The organism is Enterobacter hormaechei ATCC 49162, from assembly GCF_001875655.1.
Taxonomy (GTDB): domain Bacteria; phylum Pseudomonadota; class Gammaproteobacteria; order Enterobacterales; family Enterobacteriaceae; genus Enterobacter; species Enterobacter hormaechei.
The window spans coordinates 287,059-312,005 of the sequence record NZ_MKEQ01000002.1 but is presented as its reverse complement, the minus strand read 5'-3'; the positions used below and the strand labels follow the sequence as shown (position 1 = coordinate 312,005).

Below are 24,947 nucleotides of genomic sequence, written 5' to 3'. Positions count from 1 at the left end.
CCCGACAAGAAGATAGCGGCGTAAATCAACAAACCGTTGTCCGGTATACCTCATTATTGGTGCCATCAATACGCCATTAGCTGCCTTAAATCAAAAATTGTCGCGTATGGGTTAATTAAAATCCCAGCTCGTTAACATTTTTTACGATCCCTGCGATCGACAACATCGGGATAAATTATGGAGCTGCTCTGCCCTGCCGGAAACCTTCCGGCGCTTAAGGCGGCCATCGAAAATGGGGCCGATGCGGTCTATATCGGGCTGAAGGATGATACCAACGCCCGCCATTTTGCGGGTCTTAACTTTACGGAGAAAAAGCTTCAGGAAGCCGTTAACTTCGTTCACCAGCACCGGCGCAAACTGCACATCGCCATCAATACCTTTGCCCATCCTGATGGCTATGCCCGCTGGCAGCGTGCCGTGGATATGGCGGCCCAGCTGGGCGCCGATGCGCTGATCCTGGCCGACCTCGCCATGCTTGAGTATGCGGCAGAACGTTATCCGCATATTGAGCGCCACGTCTCTGTTCAGGCATCGGCCACCAATGAAGAGGCCGTGCGTTTTTATCATCGACACTTTAACGTAGCCCGCGTGGTGCTGCCGCGCGTGCTCTCTATTCATCAGGTTAAGCAACTGGCGCGCGTCACGCCAGTGCCGCTGGAGGTTTTTGCCTTCGGCAGCCTGTGCATCATGGCCGAAGGCCGCTGCTATCTTTCTTCCTATCTCACCGGGGAATCGCCAAATACCGTCGGTGCCTGCTCGCCTGCCCGCTTCGTTCGCTGGCAGCAAACGCCGCAGGGACTGGAGTCGCGTCTGAACGATGTGTTAATCGACCGCTATCAGGACGGTGAAAACGCGGGCTACCCGACGCTGTGCAAAGGCCGCTATCTGGTAGACGGCGAGCGCTACCACGCGCTGGAGGAGCCTACCAGCCTCAACACACTGGAATTGCTGCCGGAACTGCTCGCCGCCAATATTGCCTCGGTGAAAATCGAAGGCCGCCAGCGCAGCCCGGCCTACGTGAGCCAGGTGGCGAAGGTGTGGCGTCAGGCCATCGACCGCTGCATGGCGGACCCGCAAAACTACGCCCCGCAAGCGGCCTGGATGGAGACGCTCGGCGCGATGTCCGAAGGCACCCAAACCACGCTTGGCGCGTATCACCGTAAATGGCAGTGAGATCATCATGAAATATTCGTTAGGGCCGGTGCTCTACTACTGGTCAAAAGAGACGCTGGAAGATTTTTATCAACAGGCCGCCACCAGCAGCGCCGATGTGATTTACCTCGGCGAAGCGGTGTGCAGCAAGCGCCGCGCCACCAAAGTGGGCGACTGGCTGGATATGGCGAAAAGTCTGGCCGGGAGCGGCAAGCAGGTTGTGCTCTCAACGCTGGCGCTGGTGCAGGCGTCCTCTGAGCTGGGCGAGCTGAAGCGCTACGTCGAAAACGGTGAGTTTCTGCTGGAGGCGAGCGACCTGGGCGTGGTGAACCTGTGCGCCGAGCGTAAGCTGCCGTTTGTCGCCGGACATGCGCTGAACTGCTATAACGCGGTGACCCTGCGCCTGTTGCTTAAACAGGGGATGACGCGCTGGTGCATGCCGGTGGAACTCTCCCGCGACTGGCTGGCCAACCTGCTGAATCAGTGTGACGAACTGGGTATTCGCAATCAGTTTGAAGTGGAAGTGTTGAGCTACGGCCATCTGCCGCTGGCCTACTCCGCCCGCTGCTTTACCGCACGTTCCGAAGATCGTCCGAAAGACGAGTGCGAAACCTGCTGCATTAAGTACCCGAACGGACGCAGTATGCTGTCGCAGGAGAACCAGCAGGTGTTTGTCCTCAACGGCATTCAGACCATGAGCGGTTACGTCTATAACCTCGGCAACGAACTGGCGTCAATGCACGGGCTGGTGGATATGGTGCGTCTTTCGCCGCTTGATACCGGCGTGTTCGCGATGCTGGACGCCTTCCGCGCCAACGAAAACGGCGCCTCGCCGCTGCCGCTGACGGCGAACAGCGACTGCAACGGTTACTGGCGACGTCTCGCCGGACTGGAATTGCAGGCGTAAAAAAAGCTCACTTTGTTAACAACGGTTATCATTTTTTAATGCAGTATTAAAGATTGACCGTCGACAAAGTGAGCTGTTATGACTGACAAAACCATTCCATTTTCGGTGCTGGATCTGGCGCCGATCCCGCAAGGTTCCTCGGCCAGAGAGGCCTTTACGCACTCTCTCGATCTTGCTCAACTTGCCGAAAAGCGTGGCTATCACCGGTACTGGCTGGCAGAGCACCATAACATGGTGGGCATCGCCAGTGCCGCCACCTCGGTGTTGATTGGCTATCTGGCGGCGAATACCACCACTCTGCACCTCGGCTCTGGGGGCGTGATGCTGCCGAATCACGCCCCGCTGGTGATTGCCGAGCAGTTCGGGACGCTGAATACCCTCTATCCGGGGCGTATTGATTTAGGTCTTGGCCGCGCGCCGGGCAGCGACCAGCCGACCATGCGCGCCCTGCGCCGTCATATGAGCGGCGATATCGATAACTTCCCGCGCGATGTCGCAGAACTGGTGGACTGGTTTGACGCGCGGGATCCGAACCCGCACGTGCGTCCTGTGCCGGGCTACGGGGAAAAGATCCCGGTATGGCTGTTAGGTTCAAGCCTGTACAGCGCCCAGCTCGCCGCCCAGCTGGGGCTACCGTTCGCGTTCGCCTCCCACTTCGCGCCGGATATGCTGCATCAGGCGCTGCATCTTTATCGCACGCACTTCAAACCGTCTGAACGTCTGGAGAAGCCGTATGCGATGGTGTGTATCAATATCATTGCCGCTGACAGCAACCGCGACGCGGAATTCCTGTTTACCTCCATGCAGCAGGCGTTTGTGAAGCTGCGTCGCGGCGAGACAGGCCAGCTTCCGCCGCCGGTAGAGAATATGCATCAGCTGTGGTCGGCCTCCGAGCAGTATGGCGTGCAGCAGGCGCTGAGCATGTCGCTGGTGGGTGATAAGGCGAAAGTGCGTCACGGGCTGGAGGCGGTGCTGCGTGAAACGCAGGCGGATGAGATTATGGTCAACGGCCAGATTTTCGATCACCAGGCGCGTCTGCATTCGTTTGATTTGGCGATGCAGGTGAAAGAGGAGTTGGTGGGGTAGCCATTGTTTCGCCCGGTGGCGCTACTGTATGACCGGATACATAGGTGACAGATCAGACCGGGAACATAGGTAACACTTTTAGTCTATCCGGAGCACACTCTGGGTTTTTCGGTCGTAGTACGCAAGCGTTATTCCATTAAAGATGATGGCCTCAAGGCCATCATCCCGTTCTTCCAGCATGATGTACTCATCCGTCAGCGCTTCACTCAGGAACACCGTCCCCTTTTTCCCCATATAGAGCGTTCCCCTCGATTTCACCCTGTAGACCGTACCTCCTTCCGGATAAGCATAGTCAGGAACCCTGCCATCCCACTGCCGGCATGAGGGTTGCCATACCATTCCGGGCGTTGCGCCCGCCAGTGCTTCATGCGGCCTTTCGTGGTTAAACTCTTCCCGGTAGTCACTGAACCACCGCTGTTGCTCTTCCATCGTCATGAAGGTGTTGCCATGGTTCACCGCACTTTTCAGGGAGCGGTGCATTCGCTCATGACGGCCATTTTCTTCCGGATGCCCCTTCCTGATACGCTCAGGCCTGATGCCCAGCCTGATTAACCAGACGGCAAGACGACTTAATCCGGCTATCCCTGTTCCCGCGAAGGGCTGACCGTTATCGGTTCTGAGCACTTCCGGCAGACCGTATTCCAGGAACGCATCCGTCAGGCACTGTCTGACGAAGGGCTCACTCTCCCGGTCCGTTCCCCGGCAGCTCAGAAGATACCGGCTGTGATTGTCGGTCAGGGTGAAGGGATGGCAGTACTCTCTGCTCAGTAGCCTGAACTTGCCTTTAAAATCAGCGCTCCAGACCTGATTGTTCTCACTGATGGTGGTCAGTGGCTGGCGATTGCCCGGGGTCCTGCGTTTTCGCTTTTTATCCGGAACCAGGCCTTCACGCTTGAGGATATCGCCGATAGTGCTGGCGGCAGGGACGGTAAAATCGGCGTGATGATTGAGCAGCCACATCCGCAGTTTTTTCGGCCCCCAGTCCGGGTGTTTTTGCCTCAGGGCCGTCAGCTGTGCGGCGATATCATCAGGAACTGTCCGGGAGTGGGAATGCGGAGCACGAGACCGGTCAGAGAGAGACGACAGGTCAGAGGGGTCAAAACGCTGAAGCCATTTATAGCCGGTTTTACGGCTGATGCCAAAAAGACGGCAAAGCGCGGAGAAGGAGTCCGTACCTGCATGGCAGGCACGGATAAAATCAAGGTGTTGCATAGGTCGGGTCTCAGTCCAGGGCATAGCGAGTCTCCTCTTCTATGCCAGTTATAACTGTTACCCATGTATCCGGTCTAAAGTGTTACCCATGTTTCCGGTTCATACCCTACGCTTACCGGGCCTACATTCTTTTCTCCCTCTCCCTGTGGGAGAGGGCCGGGGTGAGGGGTTCAGACCGCACGTTTTACTGATACACAGGCAACAGATTAAAACTCGACAGCACGTGCACCACGGCGTTGCCGATACCAAATACCAGGATCAGCGCAATCATCGGCTTACCGCCCCAGACGCGGAATTTCGGACTGCCGAAGCGCTTACGTGATTTGCGCGCCAGCAGCGCTGGCACAATCGCCGCCCAGATGGTGGCCGCCAGTCCTGCATAGCCGATGGCGTACAGGAAGCCGTTCGGCCACAGCAGGCCGCCCACAATCGGTGGCAGGAAGGTCAACAGCGCCGTTTTGAAGCGCCCCATCGCAGAGTCATCAAAACCAAACAGATCCGCCAGGTAGTCAAACAGGCCCAGCGTCACGCCGAGGAATGAGCTCGCCACGGCAAAGTTCGAGAAGACCACCAGCAGCAGATCCAGGCTGCGGCTGTTCAGCACGCCGCTCAGGGCCTGCACCAGCACATCGATGTTACCGCCCTTCTGTGCAATACCGATAAATTCCGGACGCGGGATGTTGCCCATCGTCCCCAGCAGCCAGATCACATACAGCCCCAGCGCCAGCAGCGTGCCGTAAACCAGGCATTTCACGATGGTGCGCGGATCTTTGCCGTAGTACTTCATCAGGCTCGGCACGTTGCCGTGGTAGCCAAACGACGCCAGACAGAATGGCAGCGTCATCAGCAGGTACGGCGTGTAGGAAGTGTTCACTTCGGCAACGTTAAACAGCGTGGCTGGCGTGACGTGCCCCAGCAGGCTGCCGAAGGTCAGGAAGAAAGTAATGACCTTTGCGCCCAGCACGATGGCCGTCATGCGGCTCACTGCTTTGGTACTCATCCAGACGATAAACGCCACGCCCAGCGCGAAGCACAGCCCCGCCAGACGCGCCGGAACGTTCAGCGACATCTCGGAGAAGGTGTGGTGCAGAATCGACCCGCTCGCAGAAATGTACGCGTAGGTCAGGATATAGAGCACAAACGCGATGGACAGCCCATTCACCAGGTTCCAGCCTTTGCCCAGCAGATCCCGGGTGATGGTGTCGAAGCTGGAGCCGATGCGGTAGTTGAGGTTGGCCTCAAGGATCATCAGCCCCGAATGGAGCATGCAGAACCAGGTAAAAACCAGCGCCGCCAGTGACCAGAAGAACCACGCACCGGACATGACCACAGGCAGGGAAAACATCCCGGCACCAATGATGGTTCCGCCGATGATCACCACGCCGCCAAGCAGCGAAGGTGACGTTTGGGTGGTGGTTAGTGTTGCCATGCGGCCTGATCTCCAGTGAAAAATGTGGTTCTGTATTTTAGTGTGTTGCACTGTACCAGTACAGGAGTACAAAAGGAATAAAAAAAGCCCCGATAGCAACTATCGGGGCTGTATATTTTACTTTACGTCAGAAGCGAAAGGCTTACGCGTCACCGAAACGACGACGGCTGGTGCCTTCTTCACGGCGTGGACCACGGTTTTCGCGGCGCTCACCGGAGAAACGACGGGGTTCACCGCGGCCTTCGCTACGACCGCCTTCACGACGCTCACCGCCGAAACCGCGACCACCGCCACGACGTTCGCCGCCACGGTCAGGACGTGGCTGTGCATCGCCCAGCAGCTGCATGTTCATCGGCTTGTTCAGGATGCGGGTGCGAGTAAAGTGTTGCAGTACTTCGCCCGGCATGCCTTTTGGCAGCTCGATGGTGGAGTGGGAACCGAACAGCTTGATGTTACCGATGTAACGGCTGCTGATGTCGCCTTCGTTAGCGATCGCGCCAACGATGTGACGAACTTCAACACCATCATCACGGCCCACTTCAATGCGATACAGTTCCATGTCGCCCGCGTCACGACGCTCACGACGTGGACGGTCTTCACCACCACGCTCTTGACGGTCACCACGTGGACCACGGTCGTTACGGTCGCCACGACGTTCGAAACGATCGTCACGGTCACGGAACTCACGCTTAGGACGCATCGGTGCATCAGGTGGCACGATCAGGCTACGTTCGCCCTGGGCCATTTTCAGCAGTGCTGCGGCCAGGGTTTCCATGTCCAGCTCTTCGCCTTCAGCGACAGGCTGGATCTGCGACAGCAGCGCACGGTACTGATCCAGATCGCTGCTTTCCAGCTGCTGCTGTACTTTCGCGGCGAATTTTTCCAGGCGGCGTTTGCCCAGCAGTTCTGCGTTTGGCAGTTCAGCTTCTGGAATCGTCAGCTTCATGGTGCGTTCAATGTTACGCAGCAGACGACGCTCGCGGTTCTCAACGAACAGCAGCGCACGACCCGCACGACCCGCACGACCGGTACGACCGATACGGTGAACGTAAGACTCGGAATCCATTGGGATATCATAGTTAACAACCAGGCTGATACGCTCAACGTCCAGGCCACGTGCTGCCACGTCAGTTGCAATCAGGATATCCAGACGACCGTCTTTCAGACGCTCCAGCGTCTGCTCACGCAGAGCCTGGTTCATGTCGCCGTTCAGCGCGGCGCTGTTGTAGCCGCTACGCTCCAGGGCTTCAGCCACTTCCAGGGTCGCGTTCTTGGTACGAACGAAGATAATCGCCGCATCAAAATCTTCCGCTTCCAGGAAACGCACCAGCGCTTCGTTTTTGCGCATGCCGTACACAGACCAGTAGCTCTGGCTGATGTCCGGGCGAGTGGTCACGCTGGACTGAATGCGCACTTCCTGCGGCTCTTTCATGAAGCGGCGGGTAATGCGACGGATCGCTTCTGGCATGGTTGCAGAGAACAGAGCGGTCTGATGACCTTCCGGGATCTGCGCCATGATGGTTTCTACGTCTTCGATGAAGCCCATACGCAGCATTTCATCGGCTTCGTCCAGTACCAGGCCGCTCAGTTTAGAGAGGTCCAGGGTACCGCGCTTCAGGTGATCCAGCAGACGGCCCGGCGTACCGACAACAATCTGTGGGCCCTGGCGCAGGGCGCGTAACTGCACGTCATAACGCTGGCCGCCGTACAGGGCTACCACGTTTACGCCGCGCATATGTTTAGAGAATTCCGTCATGGCTTCAGCAACCTGAACAGCCAGTTCACGGGTTGGAGCCAGGACAAGGATCTGCGGTGCACGCAGGTCCGGATCAATGTTGTTCAGCAGCGGCAGCGAGAATGCTGCGGTTTTACCGCTACCAGTCTGGGCCATGCCCAGCACGTCACGACCAGAAAGCAGGTGTGGGATACACTCAGCCTGGATCGGAGATGGTTTTTCGTAACCCAGATCGTTAAGGGCTTCAAGGATAGGAGCCTTCAGGCCCAGATCTGCAAAAGTGGTTTCGAATTCAGCCATGTAGTACAAGTGCCTCGATATTAATGGCGGCCAGTCTACTTAGCTCATCGTGAAAATGATTAGCAATTTTCATTGAAAAGTGTGAACCGGCTCAAATTAGGTGTATTGACGAACAACAACGCCCTCACCAGTGAAGGTGATGGCAATCAAAAGATTACGGGCTGATGTTTATGTCGTCAGCTATTGCTGGTCCGATTCTGCCAGGTCGTCTTGCTCCTGGCCCAAGAGCGATAATTCCAACAATGCATAACGGTGCTCAACGAAGTTATGTACGTTGTTAGCAACCGCTAATTTGAACAGTGCCGTAGCGCTGTCCATATCCCCCAGACTTAGGTAGTACTTACCTAAATAGAAGTTGGTTTCACTGAGATGCTCAGCGAGCGAGGTGTTATCCGTTGCATCCGCCTTGAGGCGTTCCATCAGCGTTGCTTCGCTAATGTTGCCCAGGTAGAACTCGACAATGTTCCATCCCCACTGTTCCTTGTCCGATTTCTCGAAGCGCTGTTTCAGTGCTTCTTTGGCCTGCTTCTCATCGAGCTTCTGCTCAACGATGTAAAGCCACAGGCTGCGGAAAGGATCATTAGGATCGTCTTGATAAAACGCCAGCAGATCATCTTGCGCTAACTTATCACGACCGCCGTAATACAATGCGATACCGCGATTCAAGTGCGCGTAGTTGTAAGTTGGATCAAGCTCAAGTACAGAATCAAACGCTTCATAGGCAGCATCAAAATTGCCTGCCTGCGTTAAATAAATGCCTAAGTAATTGAATACTTCAGGCATATCAGGTCGAATCGCCAGCGCTTGTGAAAAATCATTTCGCGCTAATGCCCTCAGACCGAGACTATCATACAACACTCCGCGCTCATATAAAAGCTGTGCGCGTTCGTCATCGGTTAAAGCCCGACTGGCAAGTATTTGTTCCATGCGTGCCAGAATGACTTCCTGCTGCAAAGTCGGTTGCAATGGCACTGCGAGGACTTCGCTCTTACGCCAGGCAGAGTTGCTGCATCCTGCCAGCGTTAAAGCTGTCGCAACGAAACACCAGCGCAAAAAAGGCTTCATTTCCCACTCCCGAAGACAACTATTGGATGAACGTCCTGTCCCCCGGCGGCTTAACAAGGCGTCCTGCCTGATAATAAGCCCTCCGCCAGTGCGGAGGGCAAATGGCAACCTTACTCGCCCTGCTGTTCAGCAGCCGGAGCTTCCGGCGCCGCAGCAGGCTGAGACTGCTCGGTTGCTTCTTTAATGCTCAGACGGATACGGCCCTGGCGGTCAACTTCCAGAACTTTCACCGGTACTTCCTGACCCATTTGCAGGTAATCGGTCACTTTCTCAACACGCTTGTCAGCGATCTGAGAGATGTGTACCAGACCTTCTTTACCGCCACCGATGGCAACGAACGCACCAAAGTCAACGATACGGGTCACTTTACCATTGTAGATACGGCCCACTTCGATTTCTGCCGTGATCTCTTCGATACGACGGATAGCGTATTTCGCTTTCTCGCCGTCGGTTGCTGCGATTTTCACAGTACCGTCATCTTCGATTTCGATGGTGGTGCCCGTTTCTTCGGTCAGCGCACGGATAACAGAACCGCCCTTACCGATGACATCTTTGATCTTGTCTGGATTGATCTTGATGGTGTGAATACGCGGAGCGAATTCAGAGATATCACCGCGTGGTGCGTTGATAGCCTGTTCCATCACGCCCAGGATGTGCAGACGCGCACCTTTAGCCTGGTTCAGAGCAACCTGCATGATCTCTTTGGTGATACCTTCAATTTTGATATCCATCTGCAAGGCAGAGATACCGTCGCGGGAACCCGCCACTTTGAAGTCCATATCGCCCAGGTGGTCTTCGTCACCCAGAATGTCAGACAGAACAACGTAGTTGTCGCCTTCTTTCACCAGACCCATTGCGATACCCGCAACGGCGGCTTTGATTGGCACGCCTGCATCCATCAGCGCCAGAGAGGCACCACACACGGAAGCCATGGAAGAAGAACCGTTGGATTCAGTGATTTCAGACACAACACGTACGGTGTACGGGAATTTGTCTGCTTCTGGCATCACTGCCAGCACGCCGCGCTTCGCCAGACGACCGTGACCAATTTCACGACGCTTCGGTGAGCCAACCATACCGGTTTCGCCCACAGAGTACGGAGGGAAGTTGTAGTGGAACAGGAAGCTGTCAGTGCGCTCGCCCATCAGTTCGTCGATGATCTGTGCGTCACGTGCAGTACCCAGGGTCGCGGTTACCAGCGCCTGCGTTTCACCACGGGTGAACAGCGCAGAACCGTGTGTACGTGGCAGTACGCCGGTACGCACGTCCAGACCACGGATCATGTCTTTTTCACGGCCGTCGATACGCGGCTCGCCTGCCAGTACGCGGCTACGAACAACGTTTTTCTCGATGGCGTGCAGGATTTCGCCAATTTCGTTAGCGTCCAGCGTTTCGTCTTCGGCAACCAGGGTCGCGGTCACTTCAGATTTGATCACATCAACCTGAGCATAGCGCTCCTGTTTGTCGGTGATGCGGTATGCGTCGCTCAGACGAGATTCTGCCAGGGCAGCAACACGTGCGTTCAGCGCGTCGTTGGCCGCTTCTGGCTGCCAGTCCCAACGTGGTTTACCGGCTTCTTTCACCAGGTCGTTGATGTTCTGGATAACAACCTGCTGCTGGTCGTGGCCAAATACCACAGCGCCCAGCATCTGGTCTTCGCTCAGCAGTTCAGCTTCGGATTCAACCATCAGCACCGCGGCTTCAGTACCGGCAACAACCAGGTCCAGCTTACTCTCTTTCAGCTCTTCCTGAGTTGGGTTCAGCACGTACTGATCGTTGATGTAACCAACGCGCGCAGCACCGATTGGGCCATTGAATGGAATACCAGACAGTGACAGGGCAGCAGACGCACCGATCATCGCGACGATGTCCGGGTTAACCTGTGGGTTAACGGAAACAACGGTTGCGATAACCTGTACTTCATTGACGAAGCCTTCCGGGAACAGCGGACGAACCGGGCGGTCAATCAGACGCGCGATCAGGGTTTCGCCTTCGCTTGGACGGCCTTCACGACGGAAGAAGCCACCCGGGATTTTACCGGCAGCGTAGGTACGCTCCTGGTAGTTAACGGTCAGCGGGAAGAAGTCCTGACCTGGTTTAGCTTTTTTCTGGCCAACTACGGTAACGAATACAGCAGTGTCATCCATGCTTACCATTACGGCAGCAGTAGCCTGACGCGCCATCATGCCGGTTTCCAGCGTGACGGTATGCTGACCATACTGGAATTTACGAACGATCGGATTCAGCAAAATTCTGTCCTTTCTTAAATGTTTGAAAGCACACCTCAGGTGTGCTGACGATTTAACCCGACCTTCTTCGCATCCTCGCGACTAATGACAACCGACACCCCCATGGGTGAAGCCTCTCATTAGCCGCGCGAACCTCTGCAATGAAGATCATTTATAGCAACAATACAATAGTTTCCATTGAATTGCTGCCGTCTGGTTGAAAAAAGGGGCCATCAGGCCCCCTTTTCTGAAACTCGCAAGACTTAGCGACGCAGACCCAGACGCTCGATCAGCGCGGTGTAGCGTGCAACATCTTTACGCTTCAGGTAGTCGAGCAGTTTACGACGCTGAGAAACCATACGCAGCAGACCACGACGGCTGTGGTGATCTTTTTTGTGCTCTGCAAAGTGACCTTGCAGGTGGTTAATCTGTGCAGTCAGCAGTGCAACCTGAACTTCGGTAGAACCGCTGTCGTTAGTACCACGACCAAACTCAGAAACGATTTTAGCTTTAGCTTCAACGCTTAGAGACATTTTCAAACTCCAAAGTATAAAGAATGTAAGGATGCCGATCTCTAATTCAGCTATCCCATGTACGCCCCGCAGATTGTTAAACAATTTACCAGGCGTTAAGCGGCGATATTCTACTCGTCTCCCCTGCTTATCGCAAGGTGAGGCGTTATCACCGTCATGCTTCGAGCGGATATTCGACGACCAGACGACGCGGCGCCACGCGCCCTTCTCCGTCCATTTCGCCCATCCCGATGAATTTCCCTTCTTCACCTTCTGTCACACGTACCAGGCCCTCAAGCGGCGCCCCCGTTGTACGAACCGGGTTCCCGTTCTTAAAGTAAACGGACGATGTTAAAGGAAGATTAACAACCGGGAAATCTGCTGCCGGACTGTCCATCGGCATCAGCAGCGGGTCCAGCAGATCGGCTGGCGCCATACCCTGCGCTTGCGCCTGTTCAACCAGCGCGTGCAGATGCTCGAGCGTCACCATGCGTTCGACCGGATATTTGCTGACCGCCAGACGACGCAGATAAATCACATGCGCGCCGCAGCCCAGCTTTTCACCGAGGTCATCAATGATGGTACGAATGTAGGTCCCTTTCGAACAGTGCACTTCCAGCTCCAGTTCATCACCTTCGTGGCGGATGAACAGCAGCTCATACACGGTAATCGGACGAGCTTCGCGCGGAACGTCAATGCCCTGACGCGCATATTCGTAGAGCTTCTTGCCCTGATATTTCAGCGCCGAATACATCGACGGCACCTGAAGCGTATCACCACGGAAACTGTCCAGTGCCGCATCAAGTTGCTCTGCGCTGAAGGTCACCGGGCGCTCTTCCACGACCTGACCATCTGCATCGGAGGTATCCGTGCGCTGGCCCAGTTTGGCAATCACGCGGTAGCGCTTATCGGAATCCAGCAGGTACTGGGAAAACTTTGTCGCTTCCCCCAGGCAGATCGGCAGCATGCCGGTTGCCAGCGGATCCAGCGCGCCAGTGTGCCCTGCACGGTTGGCGTTATAAATACGCTTCACTTTTTGCAGCACGTCGTTGCTGGATGCGCCCTGCGGTTTATCCAGCAACAGCACGCCATGCACGTCACGACCGCGACGACGAGGACGACTCATCAGTCCTCCTTGCTGTCGTCCGCCGGGTTAACACGACGCTCATCGTCATGTTTCACCACGCTGGTCACCAGGTTGGACATACGCATACCTTCAACCAGCGAGTTGTCGTAGAAGAAGGTCAGTTCCGGCACGATACGCAGGCGCATCGCTTTGCCAAGCAGAGAGCGGATGAAACCAGAGGCTTCCTGCAACGCTTTAATGCCGTTCTTCACTGCGTCTTCATCCTGATCATTCAGGAAAGTCACAAACACTTTGGCGTACGCCAGGTCGCGGGACATTTCCACGCCAGACACGGTGGTCATCATACCCACGCGTGGATCTTTGATTTCACGTTGCAGAATGAGTGCGATCTCTTTCTGCATCTCCTGCGCGACGCGCTGTGGGCGACCAAATTCTTTCGCCATAATAAATTCTCCAGACAAAAAAGGGGCTTAAGCCCCTTTTTAAAATTACTGCCGGGTGGCGCTTCGCTTACCCGGCCTACGCTTATTAATCTTCTGTTGACGAAGATTACGCGATGGTACGCTGAATTTCGATGATCTCGAACACTTCGATCATATCGCCAACGCGAACGTCGTTGTAGTTCTTCACGCCGATACCACATTCCATACCGTTACGGACTTCGTTAACGTCATCTTTGAAGCGGCGCAGGGATTCCAGCTCGCCTTCGTAGATAACCACGTTGTCACGCAGTACGCGGATTGGATTGTGACGCTTGATGGTCCCTTCGGTAACCATACAGCCCGCGATCGCACCGAATTTCGGTGATTTGAACACGTCACGTACTTCAGCCAGACCGATGATCTGCTGTTTCAGCTCAGGAGACAGCATGCCGCTCATCGCTGCTTTCACTTCGTCAATCAGGTTATAGATGACGGAGTAGTAACGCAGATCCAGGCTTTCAGCATCAATCACTTTACGCGCAGATGCGTCAGCACGAACGTTGAAGCCAACCAGAATAGCGTTGGACGCGGCTGCCAGGGTTGCGTCGGTTTCGGTGATACCACCTACGCCAGAACCGATGATCTTCACTTTCACTTCGTCGGTAGACAGTTTCAGCAAGGAATCGGAGATCGCTTCCACAGAACCCTGAACGTCCGCTTTCAGAACGATGTTCACTTCGTGAACTTCGCCTTCGGTCATGTTGGCGAACATGTTCTCGAGTTTAGATTTCTGCTGACGAGCCAGTTTCACTTCACGGAATTTACCCTGACGATACAGAGCCACTTCACGCGCTTTCTTCTCGTCACGTACCACGGTAACTTCGTCACCGGCAGCCGGAACACCGGACAGGCCGAGGATTTCGACTGGAATGGATGGACCCGCTTCCAGCACTTCCTGACCCAGTTCGTTACGCATAGCACGAACGCGACCGTATTCAAAACCACACAGAACGATATCGCCCTTGTGCAGAGTACCTTCGCGAACCAGAACGGTTGCAACCGGACCACGACCTTTATCCAAGAAGGATTCGATTACCGCGCCGCTCGCCATACCTTTACGCACCGCTTTCAGTTCCAGAACTTCAGCCTGAAGCAGGATAGCGTTCAGCAGGTCGTCGATACCGGTACCTGCTTTTGCAGATACAGGGATGAACTGCGCTTCACCGCCCCACTCTTCCGGCATAACGCCGTACTGGGAGAGTTCGTTTTTCACGCGATCCATATCGGCTTCTGGCTTATCGATTTTGTTAACTGCGACAACCAGAGGCACCTGCGCCGCTTTCGCGTGCTGGATAGCTTCAATGGTCTGTGGCATCACGCCATCGTCGGCAGCAACAACCAGTACAACGATATCCGTTGCCTGAGCACCACGAGCACGCATTGAGGTAAACGCTGCGTGGCCTGGGGTATCCAGGAAGGTGATCATGCCGTTTTCGGTTTCTACGTGGTAAGCACCGATGTGCTGGGTAATACCACCCGCTTCGCCGGAGGCAACCTTAGTAGAACGAATGTAGTCAAGCAGAGAGGTTTTACCGTGGTCAACGTGACCCATGATGGTCACAACCGGAGCACGCGGTTCAGCCGCTGCACCCGTATCACGGTCGCTCATTACCGCTTCTTCCAGTTCGTTTTCACGACGCAGGATAACTTTGTGACCCATCTCTTCGGCAACCAGCTGTGCGGTTTCCTGGTCGATAACCTGGTTGATGGTGGCCATTGCGCCCAGTTTCATCATCGCTTTGATGACCTGAGAGCCTTTCACCGCCATCTTGTTAGCCAGTTCGCCAACGGTGATGGTTTCACCGATCACAACGTCACGGTTAACGGCCTGAGCTGGCTTCTGGAAGCCCTGCTGTAGAGCGGAACCTTTACGCTTGCCGCCTTTACCGCCGCGAACCGCTGCACGTGCTTCTTCACGGTCAGCTTTCGATTCAGCGTGCTTGTTACCTTTTTTCGCAGGACGTGCAGCTTTTGCACTGCGAGTACGGCCACGACCACCTTCAACTTCACGGTCGTTGTCGTCTTCTGCCTGGCGCGCATGCTGAGACGTGGTGACGTGATAATCGCTGGTATCTTCAGTTGGTTCAGCGGTATTCACACCATTCTTCTCGTTTTCTTCTGCCATGCGACGCGCTTCTTCGGCGACGCGGCGAGCTTCTTCTTCAAGCTTGCGGCGGGCTTCTTCTTCCGCTTTACGCTTCAGCTCGGCAGCTTCATTTTCACGGCGGGCTTTTTCAGCCTGGGCTGTTTTGGTCATTTCGTCGGTCTGTTGATTGCTCACTTTGTCTTTTTCCGCAGCGTCACGCTTCGCTTTTTCACCGGCGTCGCGTTTCGCTTTTTCTGCGGCCTCACGTTCAGCTTTTAATTCTGCTTCACGTTTGGCAGTGGCTTCTGCCTCACGCTGAGCTTGTTCTTCCGCTTCACGCTGTGCCTGCTCTTCCGCGGCAAGGCGTTCTGCCTCTTGCGGATCACGTTTTACAAAGGTGCGCGTCTTGCGGACTTCGATTTGTACCGACTTGCTTTTGCCACCGGTACCAGGGATGTTCAACGTGCTACGCGTTTTGCGCTGTAGCGTTAACTTGTCAGGCGTAGAGCCGTGTTCACGGTTCAGGTGCGCTAACAAGGTTTGTTTTTCTTGCGCGGTCACCGAGTCATCAGCGGACTTCGGGATCCCTGCATCAGCAAATTGCTGTACCAGGCGGTCCACGGAGGTCTGAATCTCAGCAGCCAGCGATTTTACAGTTACATCAGTCATGCTGTTCCTTCCTGCTACAGTTTATTACGCTTCGTCGCCGAACCAGCAAATATTACGTGCGGCCATGATGAGTTCGCCGGCTTTCTCGTCGGTTAAACCTTCGATATCAGCCAGGTCATCAACGCCTTGCTCAGCGAGATCTTCCAGCGTACAAACACCACGGGCAGCCAGCTTGAACGCAATCGCACGATCAAGACCTTCCAGATTCAGCAGGTCATCAGCCGGCTTCTTATCGCCAAGGCTTTCTTCCTGAGCCAGCGCCAGGGTGGTCAGTGCGTTTTTAGCGCGTTCACGCAGGGCTTCAACGGTTGGTTCATCCAGACCGTCAATTTCCAGCAGCTCTTTCATTGGCACGTAGGCCAGTTCTTCCAGCGTAGAGAAACCTTCTTCAACCAGCACAGTGGCGAAGTCTTCGTCAATGTCCAGGTATTTGGTGAAGGTATCGATCGCCGCGTGGGCTTCAGCCTGATGCTTGGCCTGAAGGTCATCAACGGTCATCACGTTGAGTTCCCAGCCGCTCAGCTGTGACGCCAGACGTACGTTCTGACCGTTACGGCCAATCGCCTGCGCCAGGTTGCCCGCTTCTACAGCGATATCCATGGTGTGTTTGTCTTCGTCAACAACGATAGACGCCACATCAGCCGGTGCCATTGCGTTGATCACGAACTGCGCCGGGTTGTCGTCCCACAGAACGATATCAATGCGCTCGCCGCCCAGTTCGGTAGAAACCGCCTGAACACGTGCGCCACGCATACCGACGCAAGCACCGACCGGGTCGATACGCTTGTCGTTGGTTTTCACCGCAATTTTCGCACGGGAACCCGGATCGCGGGCCGCCGCTTTGATTTCGATAACTTCTTCGCCGATTTCCGGCACTTCAATACGGAAGAGTTCAACCAGCATTTCTGGTTTAGAACGCGTCACGAACAGCTGTGCACCACGCGCTTCAGGGCGTACGGCATACAGCACACCACGAATACGGTCGCCTGGGCGGAAGTTCTCACGCGGCAGCATGTCTTCGCGCAGGATCACGGCTTCAGCGTTACCCGGCAGCCCTTCGGACTTAATCTCCAGAGAGATGTTGTCGCGGTTTACTTTCTTCACCACGCCAGTGATGATTTCGCCTTCCTGATCGCGGAACTGATCGACAACCAGCGCGCGCTCGGCTTCGCGCACTTTCTGCACGATAACCTGCTTCGCGGTCTGGGTGGTGATACGGTCGAAGGTGACAGATTCAATCTGATCTTCAACGTAGTCACCCACGTTCAGACTTTCGTCTTCAAAACGTGCCGCTTCCAGGGTGATCTCTTTGGTCGGCTGGGTCACTTCTTCAACAATTACCCAACGACGGAATGTATCGAAGTCACCGCTTTTACGATCGATTTCTACGCGAACATCGATCTCTTGTTCGTATTTTTTCTTGGTTGCTGTAGCCAGTGCACTTTCCAGCGCTTCGAAAATCTTCTCACGCGGCAGTGATTTCTCGTTGGAGACGGCTTCAACAACAGCCAAAATTTCTTTGTTCATCGCGGGCTTTTCACCTCAATCCAGACTGTTAAAAGTGGGGAACCAGGTTCGCCTTCTGGATATTACTCAGCGCGAACACTTCATCTTTGCCTTCGACTGTTACCGTGATCATTTCACCATCAACGGCTTTGATAATTCCCTGCCATTTACGGCGGTTCTGTACGGCCATACGCAGAACGAGAGCCACTTCTTCACCGGTAAAGCGCACATAGTGCTCGGCCGTGAACATCGGGCGATCGAGGCCAGGTGAGGAAACTTCCAGGTTGTACGCAACGGTAATCGGATCTTCAACATCAAGAACCGCACTCACCTGGTGGCTGACATCAGCACAATCATCAACATTGATGCCATCTTCACTATCAATATAGATGCGCAGTGTGGATGTACGGCCGCGAACGAATTCGATGCCGACCAGTTCGTAGCCCAGTGCTTCGACCGGTGCAGTAATCATCTCTGTTAATTTTTGCTCTAATGTGGACAAGCCCACCCCCAAGACATAAAAAAAGGGCGTAAAGCCCAGTTATTCTGTAGTCAGATAACAAAAAACCCCGATAAATCGGGGCTTTAGATAACTGAACCCTATAGCCACAACTGTGGCCTGGAGCACTCTCCGAAAGAATTTTTTCAAATCCAGCTACGAAGGCTCTAAGTCTTCACAGTATATTTGAAAAAGAACTTTATGGGAAAGTGGTTGCGGGGGCCGGATTTGAACCGACGACCTTCGGGTTATGAGCCCGACGAGCTACCAGGCTGCTCCACCCCGCGCCTGAAACGTGGCAAATTCTACGCGTTTTGGACAGAATTTGCAAATAATGCTGGGATTTGGTACCGAAGACGGGACGTAAAATCGGCGTTCAGTATATTGATAGTTGACCCCACCTGTCAACCCAACTTCAGTCAGGGTAATAAAAGGGAAATTTTTACAAAAAACGCACACGTCTCTTTCGGTCGTCGATAAAAGATGATTAAATGAATACTCACTTATTTTGCATAAACATGCATCGAGAGCGAAAGCGGTCTCTAATCAGTCAATCAAGCAGGGTTTTATTATATGACGACGATTCTCAAGCATCTCCCGGTAGGACAACGTATTGGCATCGCTTTTTCTGGCGGCCTGGATACCAGCGCTGCACTGCTGTGGATGCGCCAGAAGGGAGCGGTTCCTTATGCATATACTGCGAACCTGGGTCAGCCGGACGAGGAAGATTATGACGCGATCCCTCGTCGTGCCATGGAATATGGCGCAGAGAACGCACGTCTGATCGACTGCCGTAAGCAGCTGGTTGCCGAAGGGATTGCCGCGATCCAGTGCGGTGCTTTCCATAACACGACCGGCGGCCTGACCTATTTCAATACCACCCCGCTGGGCCGTGCCGTCACCGGCACCATGCTGGTCGCCGCCATGAAAGAAGATGGCGTGAACATCTGGGGTGACGGTAGCACCTATAAAGGCAACGATATTGAACGTTTCTATCGTTATGGCCTGCTCACCAACGCTGAGTTGCAGATCTACAAACCTTGGCTGGATACCGACTTCATCGACGAGCTGGGTGGCCGTCATGAAATGTCTGAGTTTATGATTGCCTGCGGCTTTGACTACAAAATGTCCGTTGAGAAAGCTTACTCAACCGACTCCAACATGCTGGGTGCAACGCACGAAGCGAAAGATCTGGAATTCCTGAACTCCAGCGTCAAAATTGTTAACCCGATTATGGGCGTGAAGTTCTGGGACGAAAACGTGAAGATCCCGGCGGAAGAAGTGACCGTGCGTTTCGAACGGGGTCATCCGGTTGCCCTGAACGGTAAAACCTTTTCCGACGATGTTGAACTGATGCTGGAAGCAAACCGCATCGGCGGTCGTCACGGTCTGGGCATGAGCGATCAGATCGAAAACCGTATCATCGAAGCGAAAAGCCGTGGCATTTACGAAGCGCCGGGGATGGCACTGCTGCACATCGCTTACGAGCGCCTGCTGACCGGTATTCACAACGAAGACACCATTGAGCAGTATCACTCTCATGGCCGTCAGCTGGGCAAACTGCTGTATCAGGGCCGCTGGTTCGATCCACAGGCGCTGATGCTGCGTGACGCCCTGCAACGTTGGGTGGCAAGCGCAATCACCGGCGAAGTCACGCTGGAACTGCGTCGCGGCAATGACTACTCCATCCTGAATACCGTGTCTGACAACCTGACCTATAAAGCAGAGCGTTTGACCATGGAGAAAGGTGAATCAGTCTTCTCTCCGGACGATCGTATTGGCCAGCTGACCATGCGTAACCTGGACATCACCGATACCCGTGAGAAGCTGTTCAACTATGTTGAGAATGGCCTGCTCTCCGCGAATTCCGGTAATGGTCTGCCGCAGGTCGAGAACCTGGAACACAGCGATAAGAAGTAATCGACAGCCAGACATGCAAAAGGCGCCCAACAGGCGCCTTTTTTTATTGGGTGTTTGTAGGGCGGGTAAGCGCAGCGCCACCCGCCATTTGCCCGCCACCACAATGTACAGATGAAAAAAAAGACGTCTTGCGACGTCTTTCTTCTGGAATATTGGTACCGAGGATGGGACTCGAACCCACAAGCCCGTTAGGGCACTACCACCTCAAGGTAGCGTGTCTACCAATTCCACCACCTCGGTACGGAATACTTACTGCGGGATATCGCTGGTTGGCTTAGCCGGTGCAGCTGGCTGAGTTTGCTCAGTTTTTGCTGGCGCGCTCAGATTTTCCCACTCGCTTCCTTTACTGGTCTTGTTGCTGTTGATATTACCCAGCACCAGACTGATGATGAAGAACAGCGTAGCCAGAATCGCCGTCGTACGGGTCATGAAGTTCGCAGAACCACTTGAACCGAACAGCGTACCGGAAGCGCCTGCTCCGAAGGAGGCTCCCATATCAGCGCCTTTACCTTGCTGTAGCATAATCAGCGCTACGAGAGCGATGGCTACAATAAGGAAAATAACTAAAAGAGCTTCGTACATAATCAACCTGTTCCTTGCGGATTTGCCGCATACCAATGCTTCGACCAATTAGCAGGATTTTGTTTCCCACTGAAGCGGGTGTGAATACTAACCAAAGCGAATCACCTTCGCAAGGGCATTTTCGAGGCATTGTATCAACTGCGGAAAAAAACAGCAAAAAGCCATTAATTGCTTAAAACAAAGGCGGCAAACGCCGCCTTTTTAAACACTTATTCTGAAAGATTATGCAGCTTTCACCGCATCCGCAATACGGTGCGCAAATTCGGTCACCTGCGCTTCGTCTTCACCTTCCACCATCACGCGGATCAGCGGCTCCGTACCTGACTTACGCAGCAGGACACGCCCACGGCTGCCCAAAGCGGCTTCAACGTCTGCCATCACCGCTTTCACGTTATCATTTTCCAGCGGGTCGCCTTTACCGGCGGTGAAACGTACGTTAACCAGGATCTGCGGGAACATTTTCATGCCGCTACAAAGATCGTGCAGGCTCATATGGTTACGCGCCATCGCGGCAACAACCTGAAGCGCCGCCACAATGCCGTCACCGGTGGTGGTTTTATCGAGCAGGATCACGTGGCCGGAGTTTTCCGCGCCAATGCGCCAGCCTTTCTCCTGGAGTTTTTCCAGCACGTAGCGGTCACCCACTTTCGCACGGACAAACGGGATGCCCAGCTGTTTCAGCGCCAGCTCAAGACCCATATTGCTCATTAGCGTGCCCACCGCGCCACCGCGCAGTTGTCCCTGACGCAGGCCTTCACGCGCAATGATGTAGAGGATCTGATCGCCATCGACCTTGTTACCTTCGTGGTCAACCATGATCACACGGTCGCCATCGCCATCCAGGGCAATGCCCAGATCGGCTTTTTCAGCCAGTACACGCGCCTGCAAGGCACGCACGTCTGTCGCGCCAACTTCTTCGTTGATGTTCAGGCCGTCCGGCTCGCAGCCAATCGTGATCACTTTCGCGCCCAGCTCGCGGAACACATTCGGCGCAATGTGGTACGTCGCACCGTTGGCACAGTCCACCACAATTTTGAGGTGTGCCAGGCTCAGTTCATTCGGGAAGGTGCCTTTGCAGAATTCAATGTAGCGACCTGCCGCATCGACAATACGGTTTGCTTTACCCAGCTCAGCGGAGTCGACACAGGTGATCTCTTTTTCCATTTCCGCTTCAATCGCCTCTTCCACGTCATCCGGCAGTTTGGTGCCGTCAATGGAGAAGAATTTGATACCGTTGTCATAGAACGGGTTATGCGAAGCTGAAATGACGATGCCCGCTTCCGCACGGAAGGTACGGGTCAGGTAAGCAACAGCAGGGGTCGGCATTGGGCCTGTAAAAGAAGCGGAAAGCCCCGCCGCCGCCAGCCCGGCTTCCAGCGCGGATTCCAGCATATAACCCGAAATACGGGTATCTTTCCCAATAATGATCTTACGGGAACCATGACGCGCCAGAACTTTCCCCGCCGCCCAGCCCAGCTTCAGGACAAAATCAGGGGTAATTGGCGCATCGCCTACGCGCCCACGGATGCCATCGGTACCAAAATATTTACGATTACTCATAGCGTTTGTTTTCCTTCGCTGCCAGTGTGGCTTCCACCACACGCATGGCTTCTACTGTTTCTTTTACGTCATGGACGCGAATGATGTGTGCACCTTGCATCGCGGCAATCACCGCGCAGGCCAGACTGCCGCTCAGACGTTCGCTCGGCCCGACATTCAACAACTGACCAATCATCGATTTTCTCGACATTCCCACCAGCAGTGGCAGGCCGAACTGATGAAACTCTGATAAGCGCGCAAGCAACGCGTAATTGTGTGAGAGATTTTTACCGAAACCGAAGCCCGGGTCGAGCAGCAATTTCTCTTTTGCGATACCCGCACGTTCACAGCGTTCGATATGCTCAATAAAGAAGCGGGTGACGTCAGCAAACACATCTTCATATTTCGGCGCCTCCTGCATTGTCTTAGGCTGGCCCTGCATATGCATCAGACACACCGGTAGCCCGGTTTCTGCGGCGGCTTCAATCGCGCCCGGCTCGGTCAGTGAGCGGATATCATTGATAATGTGAGCGCCCACTCTCGCCACTTCACGGATCACTTCGGGTTTGGACGTATCGACGGAGATCCATACCTCGAAACGTTGCGCGATCGCCTCAACCACCGGCACCACGCGCGCCAGCTCTTCTTCCACCGAAACCTCCGCCGCGCCGGGCCGCGTTGACTCACCTCCAACGTCAATGATGGTGGCACCCGCGTTGATCATTAAATTCGCGTGTTTAACCGCGTCGATGAGCGAGTTATGCGTGCCGCCGTCAGAGAAGGAATCAGGCGTGACATTCAGGATCCCCATCACATGGGGATGTGAAAGGTCGAGATGCGAGTCCTGGGCGAATAGTTTCATGGTGAAATCCCTGGAATTGATGTGGTTAAACAGATAAGAAAAACCCCGGAGCAAGCTCCAGGGTTTGAGATACAGACAAACGCTTCAACAGCAGTGACTTACTTGTCGCCCAACTGCTCTGACATGGTGTTGCCCGGGTTTGGCGTACGCGGTTCATCGACCGGACGCGGCGCACGCGGGGTGCCATTGTTGTCAGAATTGTTAGACGCACCTGGGTCTTCCCAGCCAGCTGGCGGACGCACTTCGCGGCGCGCCATCAGGTCGTCAATCTGCGGTGCATCAATGGTCTCATATTTCATGAGCGCATCTTTCATCGAGTGCAGAATGTCCATATTGTCGTTCAGGATCTGACGGGCGCGACCGTAGTTACGTTCAATCAGCGCTTTCACTTCCTGGTCGATGATACGTGCCGTCTCATCGGACATATGTTTCGCTTTTGCCACAGAGCGGCCCAGGAATACTTCGCCCTCTTCCTCTGCATACAGCAGCGGACCGAGTTTGTCGGAGAAGCCCCACTGAGTCACCATGTTACGCGCCAGGTTTGTCGCCACTTTAATATCGTTCGACGCACCGGTAGAAACATGTTCCGCACCGTAGATAATCTCTTCAGCCAGACGACCGCCGTACAGCGTTGAAATTTGGCTTTCCAGCTTCTGACGGCTGGCGCTGATCGCGTCGCCTTCAGGCAGGAAGAAGGTCACACCCAGCGCACGCCCACGTGGAATAATCGTCACCTTGTGCACCGGATCGTGTTCCGGCACCAGTCGACCAATAATCGCGTGGCCCGCTTCGTGATATGCCGTGGACTCTTTCTGCGCTTCCGTCATCACCATGGAGCGACGTTCCGCACCCATCATGATTTTGTCTTTCGCTTTCTCGAATTCCACCATGGAAACCACGCGCTTGTTACCGCGAGCGGCAAACAGTGCGGCTTCGTTGACCAGGTTAGCCAGATCCGCACCGGAGAAGCCCGGTGTACCACGCGCAATGATTGCCGCGTCGATATCTGGCGCCAGCGGAACGCGACGCATGTGCACTTTCAGAATCTGTTCACGACCACGAACATCCGGCAGACCAACCACAACCTGACGGTCGAAACGGCCTGGACGCAACAGCGCAGGGTCGAGTACGTCCGGACGGTTAGTTGCCGCGATAACGATAATACCTTCGTTACCTTCGAAGCCGTCCATCTCAACCAGCATCTGGTTCAGGGTCTGCTCACGTTCATCGTGACCACCGCCCAGACCTGCGCCACGCTGGCGGCCTACGGCGTCGATTTCATCGATGAAGATGATGCACGGTGCTGCCTTCTTGGCCTGCTCGAACATGTCACGCACACGAGATGCACCGACACCCACGAACATTTCAACGAAGTCAGAACCTGAAATCGTAAAGAACGGTACCTTCGCTTCACCCGCGATGGCTTTTGCCAGCAGGGTTTTACCGGTACCCGGAGGGCCGACCATCAGGACGCCTTTCGGGATCTTACCGCCCAGTTTCTGGAAACGGCTCGGCTCGCGCAGGTATTCAACCAGTTCACCCACCTCTTCTTTTGCTTCGTCACAACCTGCGACGTCAGCAAACGTGGTCTTGATCTGGTCTTCCGTCAGCATACGCGCCTTGCTCTTACCGAACGACATGGCACCTTTGCCACCACCGCCCTGCATCTGGCGCATAAAGAAGATCCAGACGCCGATAAGAAGCAGCATCGGGAACCAGGAAATGAAGATAGAAGCCAACAGGCTTGGTTCTTCCGGCGGCTCGCCTACCACTTTGACGTTTTTGGTCAGAAGGTTATCAAGCAGCTTAGGATCGTTCACCGGGATGTAAGTCGTGTAACGGTTACTATCTTTCTTGGTAACGTTGATCTCACGTCCGTTGATACGCGCTTCGCGAACCTGGTCCTGATTGACCTCTTGCAGGAAGGTAGAATAATCCACCTTGCGGCCATTCGACTCGCTGGGCCCAAAGCTCTGGAATACTGACATCAGCACAACGGCAATGACCAGCCAGAGTATTAGGTTTTTCGCCATGTCACTCAAGGGATTAACCTCATATTACAACTGTGTTAAAAACAGCGTCAGGATAC

At 54.6% G+C, this 24,947-nt stretch carries 20 protein-coding genes and 2 tRNA genes; 4 read left to right on the top strand and 18 right to left on the bottom strand.

Going from position 1 to position 24,947, the window contains the following annotated elements; translation table 11 throughout:
• The first annotated feature begins 177 nt into the window (after positions 1 to 177).
• The 3 genes from ubiU to BH712_RS20565 all read left to right on the top strand — a co-directional run bounded on the left by ubiU (position 178) and on the right by BH712_RS20565 (position 3,145).
• A complete protein-coding gene (gene ubiU, locus BH712_RS20575) occupies positions 178 to 1,173 on the top strand; it encodes a ubiquinone anaerobic biosynthesis protein UbiU (RefSeq protein WP_006812110.1) in 996 nt (331 codons plus the stop codon).
• Positions 1,174 to 1,180: 7 nt separating this feature from the next.
• On the top strand, positions 1,181 to 2,059 hold the full coding sequence (locus BH712_RS20570) for a U32 family peptidase (RefSeq protein WP_006812111.1): 879 nt from the start codon (positions 1,181 to 1,183) through the stop codon (positions 2,057 to 2,059).
• Between the two features lie 78 nt (positions 2,060 to 2,137).
• Positions 2,138 to 3,145 (top strand): luciferase-like monooxygenase, encoded by a 1,008-nt coding sequence (locus tag BH712_RS20565; RefSeq protein ID WP_006812112.1) that lies wholly within the window; start codon positions 2,138 to 2,140, stop codon positions 3,143 to 3,145.
• A 78-nt stretch (positions 3,146 to 3,223) separates the two neighbouring features.
• Here BH712_RS20565 and BH712_RS20560 read toward each other — a convergent pair whose 3' ends face one another.
• From BH712_RS20560 to BH712_RS20505, 13 genes are all read right to left on the bottom strand, one after another.
• Positions 3,224 to 4,381 (bottom strand): DDE-type integrase/transposase/recombinase, encoded by a 1,158-nt coding sequence (locus BH712_RS20560; protein ID WP_006812113.1) that lies wholly within the window; start codon positions 4,379 to 4,381, stop codon positions 3,224 to 3,226.
• 160 nt (positions 4,382 to 4,541) lie between these two features.
• Complete coding sequence (gene mtr, locus BH712_RS20555; protein WP_006812114.1) at positions 4,542 to 5,786, bottom strand: tryptophan permease; 1,245 nt, start codon at positions 5,784 to 5,786, stop codon at positions 4,542 to 4,544.
• A 142-nt stretch (positions 5,787 to 5,928) separates the two neighbouring features.
• Positions 5,929 to 7,821: a DEAD/DEAH family ATP-dependent RNA helicase gene (locus BH712_RS20550; RefSeq protein ID WP_006812115.1), complete on the bottom strand. Its 1,893-nt coding sequence runs from the start codon at positions 7,819 to 7,821 to the stop codon at positions 5,929 to 5,931.
• Positions 7,814 to 7,894 carry a protein YrbN gene (yrbN, locus tag BH712_RS24745; RefSeq protein WP_097397692.1) on the bottom strand — a complete coding sequence of 27 codons (81 nt, stop codon included), beginning with the start codon at positions 7,892 to 7,894 and terminating at the stop codon, positions 7,814 to 7,816. The genes BH712_RS20550 and yrbN overlap by 8 nt, the downstream gene beginning before the upstream one ends.
• 107 nt (positions 7,895 to 8,001) lie before the next feature.
• Entirely contained in the window at positions 8,002 to 8,886 is an 885-nt protein-coding gene (gene nlpI, locus BH712_RS20545; RefSeq protein ID WP_003861782.1) for a lipoprotein NlpI, read from the bottom strand.
• Between the two features lie 110 nt (positions 8,887 to 8,996).
• The gene (gene pnp / locus BH712_RS20540) at positions 8,997 to 11,135 is read right to left on the bottom strand and encodes a polyribonucleotide nucleotidyltransferase (protein ID WP_003861786.1); all 2,139 of its coding nucleotides are present in this window, start codon (positions 11,133 to 11,135) and stop codon (positions 8,997 to 8,999) included.
• 242 nt (positions 11,136 to 11,377) lie between these two features.
• A complete protein-coding gene (gene rpsO, locus BH712_RS20535) occupies positions 11,378 to 11,647 on the bottom strand; it encodes a 30S ribosomal protein S15 (RefSeq protein ID WP_003861789.1) in 270 nt (89 codons plus the stop codon).
• 154 nt (positions 11,648 to 11,801) lie between these two features.
• On the bottom strand, positions 11,802 to 12,752 hold the full coding sequence (gene truB / locus BH712_RS20530) for a tRNA pseudouridine(55) synthase TruB (protein WP_006812116.1): 951 nt from the start codon (positions 12,750 to 12,752) through the stop codon (positions 11,802 to 11,804).
• Positions 12,752 to 13,156, bottom strand: coding sequence for a 30S ribosome-binding factor RbfA (gene rbfA / locus BH712_RS20525; RefSeq protein ID WP_003861793.1), 405 nt, complete (start codon positions 13,154 to 13,156; stop codon positions 12,752 to 12,754). Before rbfA ends, truB begins: the two co-directional genes overlap by 1 nt.
• Positions 13,157 to 13,262: 106 nt before the next feature.
• A complete protein-coding gene (gene infB, locus BH712_RS20520) occupies positions 13,263 to 15,950 on the bottom strand; it encodes a translation initiation factor IF-2 (RefSeq protein WP_006812117.1) in 2,688 nt (895 codons plus the stop codon).
• A gap of 24 nt (positions 15,951 to 15,974) precedes the next feature.
• Positions 15,975 to 17,477 carry a transcription termination factor NusA gene (nusA, locus tag BH712_RS20515; RefSeq protein ID WP_003861798.1) on the bottom strand — a complete coding sequence of 501 codons (1,503 nt, stop codon included), beginning with the start codon at positions 17,475 to 17,477 and terminating at the stop codon, positions 15,975 to 15,977.
• 28 nt (positions 17,478 to 17,505) lie between these two features.
• Positions 17,506 to 17,958: a ribosome maturation factor RimP gene (gene rimP, locus BH712_RS20510; RefSeq protein WP_014833432.1), complete on the bottom strand. Its 453-nt coding sequence runs from the start codon at positions 17,956 to 17,958 to the stop codon at positions 17,506 to 17,508.
• A 207-nt stretch (positions 17,959 to 18,165) separates the two neighbouring features.
• Positions 18,166 to 18,242, bottom strand: a tRNA-Met gene (locus BH712_RS20505).
• 286 nt (positions 18,243 to 18,528) lie between these two features.
• On the opposite strand from BH712_RS20505, the gene argG reads away from it, so the two are divergent.
• Complete coding sequence (gene argG, locus BH712_RS20500) at positions 18,529 to 19,875, top strand: argininosuccinate synthase (RefSeq protein ID WP_006812118.1); 1,347 nt, start codon at positions 18,529 to 18,531, stop codon at positions 19,873 to 19,875.
• Positions 19,876 to 20,028: 153 nt separating this feature from the next.
• Here argG and BH712_RS20495 read toward each other — a convergent pair.
• The 5 genes from BH712_RS20495 to ftsH form a co-directional block, all read right to left on the bottom strand.
• Positions 20,029 to 20,115, bottom strand: a tRNA-Leu gene (locus BH712_RS20495).
• A 9-nt stretch (positions 20,116 to 20,124) separates the two neighbouring features.
• Positions 20,125 to 20,457, bottom strand: coding sequence for a preprotein translocase subunit SecG (gene secG, locus BH712_RS20490; protein ID WP_003861803.1), 333 nt, complete (start codon positions 20,455 to 20,457; stop codon positions 20,125 to 20,127).
• 222 nt (positions 20,458 to 20,679) lie between these two features.
• Positions 20,680 to 22,017: a phosphoglucosamine mutase gene (gene glmM / locus BH712_RS20485; protein WP_006812119.1), complete on the bottom strand. Its 1,338-nt coding sequence runs from the start codon at positions 22,015 to 22,017 to the stop codon at positions 20,680 to 20,682.
• A complete protein-coding gene (folP, locus tag BH712_RS20480; RefSeq protein WP_006812120.1) occupies positions 22,010 to 22,858 on the bottom strand; it encodes a dihydropteroate synthase in 849 nt (282 codons plus the stop codon). Before folP ends, glmM begins: the two co-directional genes overlap by 8 nt.
• 98 nt (positions 22,859 to 22,956) lie before the next feature.
• Entirely contained in the window at positions 22,957 to 24,891 is a 1,935-nt protein-coding gene (ftsH, locus tag BH712_RS20475) for an ATP-dependent zinc metalloprotease FtsH (protein WP_014833437.1), read from the bottom strand.
• Between the last annotated feature and the right edge of the window lie 56 nt (positions 24,892 to 24,947).